General features: G+C 73.5%; 12 protein-coding genes and 1 riboswitch. All 12 genes read left to right on the forward strand.

What is annotated here, in order from left to right:
* Positions 1 to 168 precede the first annotated feature (168 nt).
* The 12 genes from ACZ56B_RS15520 to ACZ56B_RS15575 all read left to right on the forward strand — a co-directional run bounded on the left by ACZ56B_RS15520 (position 169) and on the right by ACZ56B_RS15575 (position 13,537).
* Positions 169 to 834 carry a hypothetical protein gene (locus tag ACZ56B_RS15520; protein ID WP_468790063.1) on the forward strand — a complete coding sequence of 222 codons (666 nt, stop codon included), beginning with the start codon at positions 169 to 171 and terminating at the stop codon, positions 832 to 834.
* Positions 835 to 872: 38 nt separating this feature from the next.
* Positions 873 to 2,366, forward strand: coding sequence for a protein kinase domain-containing protein (locus tag ACZ56B_RS15525; protein WP_468790189.1), 1,494 nt, complete (start codon positions 873 to 875; stop codon positions 2,364 to 2,366).
* Between the two features lie 153 nt (positions 2,367 to 2,519).
* Positions 2,520 to 3,167, forward strand: a complete 648-nt coding sequence (locus ACZ56B_RS15530; protein WP_468790065.1) for a SurA N-terminal domain-containing protein — start codon at positions 2,520 to 2,522, stop codon at positions 3,165 to 3,167.
* Between the two features lie 73 nt (positions 3,168 to 3,240).
* Entirely contained in the window at positions 3,241 to 4,230 is a 990-nt protein-coding gene (locus ACZ56B_RS15535) for a nucleoside triphosphate pyrophosphohydrolase (protein ID WP_468790067.1), read from the forward strand.
* A 51-nt stretch (positions 4,231 to 4,281) separates the two neighbouring features.
* Positions 4,282 to 5,562, forward strand: a complete 1,281-nt coding sequence (locus ACZ56B_RS15540; RefSeq protein ID WP_468790069.1) for a cytochrome P450 family protein — start codon at positions 4,282 to 4,284, stop codon at positions 5,560 to 5,562.
* A 214-nt stretch (positions 5,563 to 5,776) separates the two neighbouring features.
* Complete coding sequence (locus ACZ56B_RS15545; protein ID WP_468790071.1) at positions 5,777 to 6,730, forward strand: transglycosylase family protein; 954 nt, start codon at positions 5,777 to 5,779, stop codon at positions 6,728 to 6,730.
* 206 nt (positions 6,731 to 6,936) lie between these two features.
* Positions 6,937 to 7,105: riboswitch (cyclic di-AMP (ydaO/yuaA leader) on the forward strand.
* A 4-nt stretch (positions 7,106 to 7,109) separates the two neighbouring features.
* Positions 7,110 to 7,874: a transglycosylase family protein gene (locus ACZ56B_RS15550; RefSeq protein WP_468790073.1), complete on the forward strand. Its 765-nt coding sequence runs from the start codon at positions 7,110 to 7,112 to the stop codon at positions 7,872 to 7,874.
* 260 nt (positions 7,875 to 8,134) lie between these two features.
* The gene (gene eno, locus ACZ56B_RS15555) at positions 8,135 to 9,424 is read left to right on the forward strand and encodes a phosphopyruvate hydratase (RefSeq protein ID WP_468790191.1); all 1,290 of its coding nucleotides are present in this window, start codon (positions 8,135 to 8,137) and stop codon (positions 9,422 to 9,424) included.
* A 130-nt stretch (positions 9,425 to 9,554) separates the two neighbouring features.
* A complete protein-coding gene (locus ACZ56B_RS15560) occupies positions 9,555 to 10,031 on the forward strand; it encodes an FtsB family cell division protein (RefSeq protein ID WP_468790075.1) in 477 nt (158 codons plus the stop codon).
* Between the two features lie 71 nt (positions 10,032 to 10,102).
* Positions 10,103 to 10,657, forward strand: a complete 555-nt coding sequence (locus tag ACZ56B_RS15565) for a DUF501 domain-containing protein (RefSeq protein WP_468790077.1) — start codon at positions 10,103 to 10,105, stop codon at positions 10,655 to 10,657.
* On the forward strand, positions 10,654 to 11,607 hold the full coding sequence (locus ACZ56B_RS15570) for a Ppx/GppA phosphatase family protein (protein ID WP_468790079.1): 954 nt from the start codon (positions 10,654 to 10,656) through the stop codon (positions 11,605 to 11,607). Before ACZ56B_RS15565 ends, ACZ56B_RS15570 begins: the two co-directional genes overlap by 4 nt.
* Positions 11,608 to 12,145: 538 nt before the next feature.
* A complete protein-coding gene (locus ACZ56B_RS15575; RefSeq protein WP_468790081.1) occupies positions 12,146 to 13,537 on the forward strand; it encodes an NAD(P)/FAD-dependent oxidoreductase in 1,392 nt (463 codons plus the stop codon).
* Positions 13,538 to 13,731 lie beyond the last annotated feature (194 nt).

The following is a 13,731-nucleotide window of genomic DNA, read 5'->3' on the forward strand; positions in this document are numbered from 1 at the left end:
CGACCCCGGCCGAGCCCTTCCGGGCCCGGGCGGGACGACCGGTACGACAACGGTTCGGTACAACCCGGACCGGTTGTCCCCGGGGGCCTATACGCTCGGACTTCGACCGAGTACTGCCACGCGCACACTCGCCCCCGTCCCATCGGCTACAGCGGTCCAGGAGCAGTCATGTACGGCCACGGCGCGCCGCCCCCTCGCAGCGAGGCAACGGTCATCACCCTGCGCGTGCTGTTCACCGCCGTCGGCGTGCTCTGCTGCGGCCTGCTGGCCTGCGTGCCGCTGTTCCGGATCGCGTTCCTGCGGGGGCGCGCGGGCGACTGGGCGCTGGCCTGGGTGAGCATTCCGCTGTCGATCGCGTGCCTGTCCGTGATCGGCGCGCTGCCGGAGACGGACCCCCGGACCGACGTGGCCCTGGCGGTGGTCCTGCTCCTCGGGGCCGCGTCCAGCGCGTACTTCCTGATCGTGGACATCCGCTTCCACCAGCAGCTGCGCCGCCACCCGGGCCCCGTGCCGTTCCCGCCCCACGCCGCGACGATGCCCGCCTCGGGCCTCCCCGCCGCCCCCTACGGCTACCCGCAGCCCGGGGCGCCGTACGCGACCACCGCCGTGCCGCAGCAGCCGCAGGCGCCCCACACCCCGGCGCCCCGGCCGCCCGTGCCGCACCCCGCGCCCGGGCCCCGCGACGCCGCGCCCGCCGGTCCCGTACCGCCGGCGCGGCCCCCCGCGCCCGCCCGGATCGACCAGGTGCGGGCCGAACTCGACGAACTCAGCGACTACCTGCGCCGGCAGGACGGGCAGCACGGGCAGCACGGCGGCCCCGAGAGCGGAAGGTGACCGTGACGGCGGGACGTGTCGTCGCCGGCCGCTACGAACTGTCCACGCTCATCGGGCAGGGCGGCATGGGGCAGGTCTGGACGGCCTACGACCGGCGGCTGGACCGGCGCGTGGCGGTGAAGCTGCTGCGCCCCGACAAGGTGGCCGGGCAGGAGGCCGGCGAACTGCGCCGCCGCTTCGTGCGCGAGTGCCGGGTGACCGCGCAGGTCGACCACCCGGGCCTGGTCACCGTGCACGACGCGGGCAGCGAGGGCGAGGAGCTGTTCCTCGTCATGCAGTACGTCGACGGCGCCGACCTCGGCGACCACCTCGCCGAACACGACCCGTACCCGTGGCAGTGGGCCGTGGCGGTGGCCGCGCAGCTGTGCGCCGTGCTGAGCGCGGTGCACGCCGTGCCGATCGTCCACCGCGACCTCAAGCCGCGCAACGTGATGGTGAACCAGGACGGCACGGTCACCGTGCTGGACCTCGGGGTCGCCTCCGTGATGGACAGCGACACCACGCGCTTGACGCACACCGGCTCGCCCATCGGCTCGCCCGCCTACATGGCCCCCGAGCAGGCGATGGGCGGCGCGGTCGGCCCGTACACGGACCTGTACGCGCTCGGTGTGCTCCTGCACGAACTGCTCAGCGGCGACGTGCCGTTCGCGGGCTCGACCGCGCTCGGCGTGCTGCACCGGCACCTGTACGAGCCGCCGCTGCCCGTGCGCCGGATCCGCCCCGAGGTCCCCGAGGCGCTGGAGACGCTGGTGCTGCGCCTGCTCGCCAAGGACCCGCAGCACCGCCCGGACTCCGCGCAGGAGGTCTACGAGCACCTGGCGCCGCTGCTGCCCGCGCGGGGCACGCCCACCGGGGCGCCCCTCGACCCCACCCGCCCCTTCCTGCGCCCGCACGCGCCCTGGCCGGACCGGGCGCGCACGCCCGCGCCGCAGCCGGCCCCCGCCGCGCCGCCCGCGCCGGTGGCGGAGAAGGCCGACGTCGCCGCCGCCGTCGACGAGGTCAAGCGGCTGCTCGGCGAGGGCCGGATCACCCAGGCCGTCGACATCCTCGGCGCGATCCTGCCCGTCGCCGCCGAACAGCACGGCGAGCACTCCCCGGTGGTGCGCACCCTGCGCAAGCAGTACGCGGCCACCCTCCTGGACGACGGCCAGTACCGGCGCGCGCTGCCCGAACTGCGCCGCCTCGCCGACGAGCGCGCCGCCGAGGCCGGCCAGGCCGACCCGCAGTCCCTGCGCTACCGCTACGAGGCCGCCCAGTGCCTGGAGCAGCTCGGCGACCCGGCGGCGGCGCTCGCCGAGTACCGGGCGCTGCTGGGGTACTACGAGAACCGGTACGTGGCCGCCGGCGACCCGCAGCTCGCCCACGACGTCCGCCGCCGCATCGGCCACCTCCTGCTCGCCCTCGGCGACCGGGCCGCCGCGCACGACACGCTGGTGCGGCTGCTGCACGACGTGGAACGCCTCCAGGGCCCCGGGCACCCGATGGCCGCCGAGGTCCGGCGGACGCTGCAGTGGCTGGGTCAGGTGCGCTGACCCGGCCCGGCTCCGCGGCCGTGGGGGCGCGGCGGTGCCGGAAGTCCCCGTGAATCGTTGGTCGAATGGGTTGGCCAGAGCTTGGCCGATGCCTACCATCGATCACCGCAAGACTTTGTGCACCGCCGCACAAGCTCTCCTCGGGAGGTTTCCTTGCACCGCCGCCGTCGCACCGCGTTCCTGCTCACCGCCGCGATCGCCGCGGCGGCACCCCTGCTCACCGCCTGCGGGAACGACGCGCATCCGGGCGCGGCGGCCGTCGTCGGCGACCAGCGGATCACCGTGTCGCAGCTGGAGAACCGGGTCGAGGAGGTCCGCGAGGCCCAGCGGGCGGCCGTACCGGACGAGGCCCAGTACGCGCAGGCCATCGCCCGCACCGGCAGCCTCACCCGGGACACCCTGCACGGCATGGTCCTGGACCGGGTGCTGCGGCACGCCGCGCGGGACGCCGGGGTGAGCGTCACCCCCAAGGAGGTCCAGCGGATGCGGTCCGGGCTGGAGGAGCAGGCCGGCGGCGCCGAGGCGCTCGAGGCGGCCTGGCTCCAGCAGTACGGCGTGCCCCCGCAGCGCCTGGACGAGAACCTCCGGCTCCAGCTCGAGGCCCGGAAGCTCGCCGAGCGGCTCGGCACCGAGACCGGCCGGCCCGAGTTCTGGGCGGCGCTGTCCGAGGCGGGCAAGGACCTCGGCGTCGACCTCAACCCGCGCTACGGCACCTGGGACGCCGAGAGGAGCAGCCGCGTCGACGCCGGGCCCCCGTGGCTGCGGGACGTCACGGCGGAGGCGAACGGACAGCCCATGTGACGCCCGGACCGGTCCGCCGGCCGCCCCTCGGACGACGTCCGGGGCGGCCGGCGGCGTGCGTTAGTTTCGGATCGTGAACGCAACCAGCCGCGCACCCCGCCCCGAGGCCGGCCCCGGCCGCATCGTCCTGCTCACCACCAGCCACCGGGTGGCGCCCGGCCTGCTGTCCTGGCCCGCCTGGCAGACCCTGCACGCGGCCGACCGGGTGCTGTGCGCGGACGGCGCCCACCCGCAGCTGCCCTACCTGCGCGAGGCGGGGATACCGGTGGAGGAGGCGTCCCCGGCCGCCCGGGAGCTGGTGGACGCCTGCGCCGGCGGGCGGACGGTGGTGGTCGTGGCCACGGGTGAGGGCGAGCCCGCCCTGACCGACGGGCTGGCGCGCCTGGCCGGGACCGGCGGGGTCCGGATGCCCGAGCTGGAGCTGCTGCCCGCCTCCTACGACCTGCCGGGCGCCCGGCTGCTCGACCTCGTCCAGGTCATGGACCGCATCAGGGCCGAGTGCCCCTGGTCGTCCCGGCAGACCCACCGGGGCCTGGCGAAGTACGGCATCGAGGAGGCGTACGAGCTCGTCGAGGCCATCGAGGAGGGCGACCGGGACGAGCTGCGCGAGGAGCTGGGGGACGTCCTCCTCCAGGTCGTCTTCCACGCCCGGATCGCCGAGGAGCACCCCGAGGAGCCCTTCTCCGTCGACGACGTGGCCGGCGGCATCGTCGCCAAGCTCGTCCACCGCCACCCCCACGTCTTCGGCGACGCGACGGCGGACACCCCCGAGGAGGTCAGGGAGCACTGGCTGCGCACCAAGGCGGTGGAGAAGCGGCGCACCTCGCTCACCGAGGGCGTCCCCCTCGGCCAGCCGGCCCTGGCGCTCGCCGCCAAGCTCGCCTCCCGGGTCCGCACGGCGGGCCTGGAGGTCCCCCTGCCCCGCGGGGAGGGCGTCGGCTACGAGCTGCTCGCCCTCGCGGCGCGGGCCGAGGCGGAGGGCGTCGACCCGGAGGCGGCGCTGCGCGCGGCGGCCCGGGCCTACCGGGACGCGGTCCGGGCCGCCGAGGGCGCGGGGGAGTAGACCGCGGCGCCCGGACCGGACCGCCCGCGCGCCGCCGGATACGGTCGGGAGGTGACCGATCAGCACCCGTCCCCGACCGAGAACGCCGCCCCCGAACTCTTCACCCGGGAGTTCGCGAGCGACCCGTACCCCGCCTACGCCTGGCTGCGCGAGCACGCGCCCGTGCACCGGACGCGGCTGCCCAGCGGGGTCGAGGCCTGGCTGGTCACCCGGTACGCCGACGCCCGGCAGACCCTCGCCGACCCCCGGCTCTCCAAGAACCCGGCGCACCACGACGAGCCCGCGCACGCCAGGGGCAGGACCGGCATCCCCGGTGAGCGCAAGGCGGAGCTGATGACGCATCTGCTCAACATCGACCCGCCGGACCACACCCGGCTGCGCCGGCTGGTCAGCAAGGCGTTCACGCCGCGCCGCGTCGCCGAGTTCGCGCCCCGGGTGCAGCAGCTCACCGACGGGCTCGTCGACCGGTTCGCGGCCACCGGCTCCGCCGACCTCATCCACGAGTTCGCCTTCCCGCTGCCCATCCACGCCATCTGCGACCTGCTCGGCGTGCCCCGGGAGGACCAGGACGACTTCCGGGACTGGGCGGGCATGATGATCCGCCACCAGGGCGGCCCGCGGGGCGGGGTCGCCCGGTCCGTGAAGAAGATGCGCGGCTACCTCGCCGACCTCATCCACCGCAAGCGCGCGGCCCTGCCCGCCGAGCCCGCTCCCGGCGAGGACCTCATCTCCGGTCTCATCCGCGCCTCCGACCACGGCGAGCACCTCACCGAGAACGAGGCCGCCGCGATGGCGTTCATCCTGCTGTTCGCCGGCTTCGAGACCACCGTCAACCTCATCGGCAACGGCACCTACGCCCTGCTCACCCACCCCGAACAGCGCGACCGCCTGCAGAGGTCGCTGGCGGCCGGGGAACGCGGACTGCTGGAGACCGGAGTCGAGGAACTGCTGCGCTACGACGGCCCGGTGGAGCTCGCCACCTGGCGGTTCGCCACCGAGCCGGTCACCATCGGCGGACGGCGCATCGCGGCCGGCGACCCGGTCCTCGTCGTCCTGGCCGCCGCGGACCGGGACCCCGAGCGGTTCGCCGACCCGGACGTGCTCGACCTCGGCCGGCGCGACAACCAGCACCTGGGGTACGGCCACGGCATCCACTACTGCCTCGGCGCGCCGCTGGCCCGTCTGGAGGGCCAGACCGCGCTCGCCGCCCTGCTGACCCGCCTGCCCGACCTCCGGCTCGCGGTGGACCCCGCCGAGCTGCGCTGGCGCGGCGGGCTCATCATGCGCGGACTGCGCACCCTGCCGGTGGAGTTCACCCCGCCGGGGGCCTGACCCGGGGACCCGGGGCGCCGCCCCGCGGCGGTTCCGCGCTCCCCGGGGGCGGACCAGCGCAAACATGACACACGTTCATCTCCGTAATCTTCACGTGATCTGTGCGGCATGAACTTGTGACAAGTGATCGTCTGCGGATACGTTCACCCATCAAGCGTGGCGTCCCGACTCCGTCCGCCGCGCCGGTAACTGCTGTCTTGTGAAAGGTCTCCGCATGCTTTCCGGGAACGGTCGGCACCGTCGCCCCCGCCAGGCTCCGGCACTCCTCGTCGCGGCCGGAGTGACCGGCTCCGCCATCGCGATCCCGCTCCTCGGCGCCGGCAGCGCCAGCGCGGCCGACGGTGCCACCTGGGACCGGGTCGCGGAGTGCGAGAGCGGTGGCTCCTGGAGCCAGAACACCGGCAACGGCTACTACGGCGGCCTGCAGCTGACGCAGGACGACTGGGAGGCGTACGGCGGGCTCGCGTACGCGCCGAGCGCCGACCAGGCCAGTCGCGGCCAGCAGATAGCCGTGGCCGAGAGAATCCTCGCCGACCGGGGGGTCGGCGCCTGGCGCACCTGCGGGCTGACGGCGGGTCTGGAGCAGGGCTCCGCCCCGGCCGGCACCGGCGCGGGCGGGACGGAGGACTCCGGACCGGGCGCCTCTACGCCCGCGTCGCCGTCCCCGTCCGCTCCCGCGGACCCGTCCGCATCGCCGGACGCCGGTGAGCCGTCCGCTTCCGCCCCGCCGTCGTCCGGCCCCGCGGCGGGCGCGGGGGGCGCGGCCGGCGTGTCGGGCGAGCCCGGCCGGACCCCCTCCGCTTCGGGCACCCCGAAGAGTGACGAGTCGGACAAGTCAGGACAGTCCGAGGGTTCTTCGGAGTTCACCGAGGGCGCCGGCACCGGCCGTCACCGCGGCATCGGCGCCGAGGAGGCCGCGGGCGGGGAGCGCACGGCCGAGGCGTCCGGCCGGCACGCCTCGCGCGGAGCCGACGCCCCCCGCGACGCCGCCGACGGCTCGTACACCGTGCGTTCCGGCGACAGCCTCTGGTCCATCGCCGACTCCCTCGAGCTCGAGGGCGGATGGCGCGCCCTCTACGCGAAGAACGAGCAGGCCGTCGGTGCCGACCCGAACCTCATCCTGCCCGGTCAGGAGCTTGAGGTCGGGGTCGGACCGGATGAGGGGTGACGTCCGAAAGAGTGGATGTGCGGCGGTAGTTGGTGTCGCGGTTCGGGCTGAATGTCCGAGTTAAAGATGATGAGAGATAGATCTCAGAAGTCCTGATCGTCTTTGTCATTCCGTTGATCCCGTGTCTACGGTCGTGATCGCTCGCCACCGCGGGCCCCGACTGCCGCCACGCCGAATCCTGCCAGCGGCAGCACGGGAACAGTCGTCGCACTCATGCGCCGCAGGCAGGAGCGGGGGAACCAAGGTAGGCGCCGGACCCGGAGGTTGACACCGGATCCGGCTCGGGGTGAAGCCGCGTCCCGCGAGGGACGCGGCCGGGCAACTCAACCGGCCCGAACCCGACAGCTCACCTCGTAGGCGTCGGTGAGGGGATCCATCCATGCTGTTTTCCGGCAAGGGCAAGCACCGTCGTCCGTCCAAGGCCACCCGCGCCATCGCCGTCGCCGGCGTCACCGGCGCCGCCGTCGCCGCCCCGCTGATGGCGGCCGGCAACGCCTCCGCCGCCACCGCCTCCGAGTGGGAGGCCGTCGCCCAGTGCGAGTCCGGCGGCAACTGGTCCATCAACACCGGCAACGGCTACTACGGCGGCCTGCAGTTCTCCGCCTCCACCTGGGCCGGCTACGGCGGCACCAAGTACGCCGCCACCGCCGACCAGGCCACCAAGGCCCAGCAGATCGAGATCGCCGAGAAGGTCCTCGCGGGCCAGGGCAAGGGCGCCTGGCCGGTCTGCGGCAAGGGCCTGTCGAACGCCTCCTACAACGGTGGCGGCTCCACCCAGTCCCAGGGCGGCGGCTCCGCGCAGAGCCAGAGCCAGAACCAGGGGCAGAGCCAGAACCGGAGCCAGAGCCAGGGCCAGGGCCAGGCTCAGAACCAGGGCGCCGGCTCCACCGAGACCCGGGAGACCGAGCGGAAGGCCTCCCGCTCCGCCGAGCGCCAGTCGGCGAAGAAGACCGTCACCACCCCGACCGGCGAGAAGGTCAAGAAGGGCGACGGCGAGTACAAGGTCGTCAAGGGCGACACCCTCAGCTCGATCGCCGAGGAGCACGACGTCAAGGGCGGCTGGGCCAAGCTGTTCGAGCTCAACGACGACGTCGTCGAGGACGCCGACCTCATCTACCCGGGCCAGCAGCTGCACCTGAAGTAAGGGCGGCGGCCTTTGGCCCCTCCTCCCCGCCCCGGCGCGTGTCCCCCGCACGCGCCGGGGCGGGGTTTTTCACGGGCCCGCGAGGTCACGGTTTCCTCCCCGTTGCCGGAACGTGCTTTGTTCCGTCAGGAAACAATCTAAGCTCGGTTCCGTCCGCGGGACGGGCGACCGGATGCCGATCGCCCGGAGCCGGTTAGGCTCGGTCTCGCAGAGCCACCGCGGCCCTGCCCACTCGCGTCACACCCATGAAGGAGATGCTCGTGCCGTCCATCGACGTCGTCGTAGCCCGGGAAATCCTGGACTCCCGAGGCAACCCCACGGTCGAGGTCGAGGTCGGCCTCGACGACGGCAGCACGGGTCGTGCCGCCGTCCCGTCCGGCGCCTCCACCGGCGCCTTCGAGGCCATCGAACTCCGTGACGGCGATGCGGGCCGTTACCTCGGCAAGGGCGTCGAGAAGGCCGTCCTGGCCGTCATCGAGCAGATCGGCCCGGAGCTGGTCGGCTACGACGCCACCGAGCAGCGCCTGATCGACCAGGCGATGTTCGACCTGGACGCCACCGACAACAAGGGCTCGCTCGGCGCCAACGCCATCCTCGGCGTCTCGCTCGCCGTCGCCCACGCCGCCTCCGAGGCCTCCGACCTGCCGCTCTTCCGCTACCTGGGCGGCCCGAACGCGCACCTGCTGCCGGTGCCGATGATGAACATCCTGAACGGCGGCTCGCACGCCGACTCCAACGTGGACATCCAGGAGTTCATGATCGCCCCGATCGGCGCGGAGACCTTCTCCGAGGCCCTGCGCTGGGGCACCGAGGTCTACCACACCCTCAAGAAGGTCCTGAAGGGCAAGGGCCTGGCCACCGGTCTCGGCGACGAGGGCGGCTTCGCCCCGAACCTCGGCTCCAACCGCGAGGCCCTCGACCTCATCCTCGAGGCGATCAAGGAGGCCGGCTACACCCCCGGCGAGCAGATCGCCCTCGCCCTCGACGTCGCCGCCTCCGAGTTCTACAAGGACGGCTCCTACGTCTTCGAGGGCAAGGAGCGCACGGCCGCCGAGATGACCGAGTACTACGCCGAGCTCGTCGAGGCGTACCCGCTCGTCTCCATCGAGGACCCGCTGTTCGAGGACGACTGGGAGGGCTGGAAGACCATCACCGCCAAGCTCGGCGACAAGGTCCAGCTCGTCGGTGACGACCTGTTCGTCACCAACCCCGAGCGCCTGGCCCGCGGCATCGAGGAGGGCGCCGGCAACGCCCTGCTGGTCAAGGTCAACCAGATCGGCTCGCTGACCGAGACCCTGGACGCCGTCGAGCTGGCCCAGCGCAACGGCTTCAAGTGCATGATGTCCCACCGCTCCGGCGAGACCGAGGACGTCACCATCGCCGACCTGGCCGTCGCCACCAACTGCGGCCAGATCAAGACCGGCGCCCCGGCCCGCTCCGAGCGCGTCGCCAAGTACAACCAGCTGCTGCGCATCGAGGAGATCCTCGACGACGCCGCGGTGTACGCCGGCCGCAGCGCCTTCCCGCGGTTCCGCCCCGCGGACCAGTAGGCCCTCCGGGTAAGGGCCGAGTGCCGTACCCGTGGGCAGCGTCGTACGTACGTCCCCGGACCCGGTCCCGTACCGTGTCCGGGGACGTACGCGCGTATGACACAGGACATGGGAACGGGAGGCGGGGGACATGGCCGTGAAGGACCGGGACCGTTTCTCCACCGCGACCAGGATCCGGCTGATCGGCGAGCAGACCGCGGCCCGGGTCTACCGCTCGCAGACCAAGCGCCAGGCCCGCCGCTCCCGGCTGACCGGCCGCGCGGCCCTGCTCGCCCTGGTGGTCTGCTCCCTGGTCGTGGCCCTCGCCTATCCCATGCGGCAGTACGTCTCCCAACGGTCCGAGATCGCCGACCTCCGGCAGGAGCAGGAGGAGGCCCGCCGGCGCGTCGAGCGACTGCGCGACCTGAAGGCGCGCTGGCAGGACGACGCCTACGCCGAGCAGGAGATCCGCCGGCGGCTGCACTACGTCATGCCCGGCGAGACCGGCTACATCGTGATCGACCCGGACCGGGCCGATCCCTCGCGCACCGACCGCCGGGCGGCCGACCGCCCCTGGTACGCCAACGTCTGGGACGGCGTCGACAAGGCCGACGCCGCCGGCCGGTGAACCCACCCGCGCAACCCCCCGGAAGAACCCCGGAAGCCCGCAGAGCCCGGGACATCGCAGAAAGACAGGTCATGGACACGCCCCCGCCCCCGACCCCGCGCACCGAGCCCACGGACGCGGACGTCGAGGCCTTCAAGCAGCAGCTCGGCCGGCCCCCGCGCGGGCTGCGGGCCATCGCGCACCGCTGTCCCTGCGGACAGCCGGACGTCGTGGAGACCGCGCCGAGGCTGCCCGACGGCACCCCCTTCCCGACGCTCTACTACCTCACCTGCCCCCGGGCCTCCTCGGCGATCGGGACGCTGGAGGCGAACGGCGTGATGAAGGAGATGACGGAGCGGCTGGCCACCGACCCGGAGCTGGCGGCCGCGTACCGCGCGGCGCACGAGGACTACATCCGGCGCCGCGACGCGATCGAGGAGCTGAAGGACTTCCCGAGCGCGGGCGGCATGCCCGACCGGGTGAAGTGCCTGCACGTCCTGGTCGCCCACTCGCTGGCCGCGGGGCCCGGGGTCAACCCGCTGGGCGACGAGGCGCTAGCGATGCTGCCGCGGTGGTGGGACAAGGGCCCCTGCGTGACCCCCGCCGGGGACGCCCCCGCCCCGGCGCGGCGGGAGGACGACCGGTGACCCGGGTCGCCGCCGTCGACTGCGGCACGAACTCCATCCGGCTCCTGGTGGCCGACGCCGATCCGGTCACGGGCGAACTGACCGACCTGGACCGGCGGATGACGATCGTGCGGCTCGGCCAGGGCGTCGACCGCACGGGCCGGCTGGCGCCCGAGGCGCTTCAGCGCACCTTCGCCGCCTGCCGCGCGTACGCGGAGGTCATCAAGGAGCACGGCGCGGAGCACCTCCGCTTCGTGGCGACCTCCGCCTCCCGCGACGCCGAGAACCGCGACGAGTTCGTGCGCGGGGTGCTGGACGTCCTGGGCGTGGAGCCCGAGGTGGTCACCGGCGACCAGGAGGCCGAGTTCTCCTTCACCGGCGCCACCAGGGAGCTGGCCGGCCGGGCCGATCTGCACCGCCCGTTCCTGGTCGTGGACATCGGCGGCGGCTCGACCGAGTTCGTCGTCGGGGACGACCGCGTCCGCGCCGCCCGCTCCGTCGACGTGGGCTGCGTGCGGATGACCGAGCGGCACCTGGTGCGGGACGGGGCCGTGACGGATCCGCCGACCGAGGAGCAGATCGCGGCGATGCGCGCCGACATCGAGGCCGCCCTCGACCGCGCCGAGGAGGCGGTGCCGCTGCGCGAGGCGCGCACCCTGGTCGGCCTGGCGGGCTCCGTCACCACCGTGTCGGCGATCGCGCAGGAGCTGCCCGCGTACGACTCGGCGGCCATCCACCACTCCCGGGTCTCCCGCGACCGCGTCCGCGAGATCACCGACTGGCTGCTGCACGCCACCCACGCCGAGCGCGCGGCGGTGCCCTCCCTGCACCCGGGCCGGGTCGACGTGATCGGCGCCGGGGCCCTCGTCCTCCTGGCGGTCATGGAGCGGATCGGCGCGGCGGAGGTCGTGGTCTCCGAACACGACATCCTGGACGGCATCGCCTGGTCCCTGGTGCCCGGCCCGCGCTGACGGGCCGGGGCGGGCCTCCCGGTGACGGCGCCCCCGCCGTGGGCGTCGTCACCGGGCGCGGTCGGTCGGCGGGCCGGGTGCGGCGGGGGCGCCGGGCCGGTCCGCGCCGCCGGGAACGGTCCCCGGACGAGCGGCCGGAACGGCGGACGAGCGGGTCCGGCGTGCGGTTCCGGGCGGCTCGGCGCGGGACGGCCGGGAAAGTTCGTGAAGTTCTTCACAAGGAATCGGCCCCGGGAGGTCGGAAAACAGGGCCACAAGGACCCTTTCGAGGGCTCAGTGGCCCTTTGAACACGTTCAGAAGGTGTGGTATGCGGCCTTGCGGGCGTCTGCTCGAAGGGGGTGGAAAACGCTCCCGTGATCGGTCCGACCGGGCAGAGGGCCAGCTCGGGCGGCATTGACAACGGATCATGAGGTGATCCGGTTCCCGTTGCGCACCATGGCATGGATCACAAAAGCGGGGGAGTGTAGCACAGGCCCTGCCCAAGCTTGTGAAGGGGCGCACGATCCACCCCCCTGAGGCGGGTGGATACTCGATGGCATGAGCACCACGGAGCGTCCCAGGATCCTCGTAGTAGGCGGTGGGTACGTAGGCCTGTACGCAGCTCGGCGCATCCTGAAGAAGATGCGCTACGGAGAGGCGACCGTCACCGTCGTCGACCCCCGGTCGTACATGACCTACCAGCCCTTCCTCCCGGAAGCCGCCGCCGGCAGCATCTCCCCCCGGCACGTCGTCGTCCCGTTGCGGCGCGTGCTCCCCAAGGCGGAGGTCCTCACCGGCCGGGTCACCACCATCGACCAGGACCGCAAGGTCGCCACGATCGCCCCGCTGACCGGTGAGGCGTACGAGCTGCCCTTCGACTACCTGGTGATCGCGATGGGCGCGGTCTCCCGCACCTTCCCGATCCCCGGCCTCGCCGAGCAGGGCATCGGCATGAAGGGCATCGAGGAGGCCATCGGCCTGCGCAACCACGTCCTCGAGCAGCTCGACAAGGCCGACTCCACCACGGACGAGGAGATCCGGCGCAAGGCGCTCACCTTCGTCTTCGTGGGCGGTGGCTTCGCCGGCGCGGAGACCATCGGCGAGGTCGAGGACATGGCCCGGGACGCGGCCAAGTACTACCGGAACGTGTCCCGCGAGGACATGCGCTTCGTCCTCGTCGACGCCGCCGACAAGATCCTCCCCGAGGTCGGCCCCAAGCTCGGCAAGTACGGCAAGGAGCACCTCGAGAGCCGCGGCGTCGAGGTCTACCTGTCCACCTCGATGGAGTCCTGCGTCGACGGCCACGTGGTGCTGAAGAACGGCCTCGAGGTCGACTCCAACACCATCGTGTGGACCGCGGGCGTCAAGCCGAACCCGGCGCTGGCCCGCTTCGGCCTGCCGCTCGGGCCGCGCGGCCACGTCGACACCGAGCCGACGCTCCAGGTCAAGGGCACCGACTACATCTGGGCCGCGGGCGACAACGCCCAGGTCCCGGACCTCGTGGGCCGCGACGCCGGCAACGAGAACGCCTGGTGCCCGCCGAACGCCCAGCACGCCCTGCGCCAGGCCAAGGTCCTCGGCGACAACGTGATCTCCGGCATGCGGGGCTTCCCGCAGAAGGAGTACCGCCACGCCAACAAGGGCGCGGTGGCGGGCCTCGGCCTGCACAAGGGCGTGGCGATGATCGTCGTGGGCAAGATGAAGATCAAGCTCAAGGGCCGGCTCGCCTGGTACATGCACCGCGGCTACCACGGCATGGCGATGCCGACCTGGAACCGCAAGATCCGCGTCTTCGCCGACTGGACCCTCGCCACGTTCCTCAAGCGCGAGGTCGTGTCGCTCGGTGCGATCGAGTCCCCGCGCGAGGAGTTCTACGAGGCCGCGAAGCCGGCGCCGGCGCCCGCCGCGGCCGAGCCGGCGAAGACCGGGGAGAAGGCCAAGGCCTCCTGACCCTCCCGGTCACCGAACGCCCCCAGGGGCCGCCCGCCATCCGTGGTGCGGGCGGCCCCTTCGGCGTCGTGCGGTGGCGTGCGGCGTCGTGGGGGGGGGGGGGGGGGGGGGGGGGGGGGGGGGGGGGGGGGGGGGGGGGGGGGGGGGGAGGGGGGGGGGGGGGGGGGTGGGGGGGGGGTGGGGAGGGAGGGATA

The organism is Streptomyces sp. NPDC034670 (genome assembly GCF_055574875.1).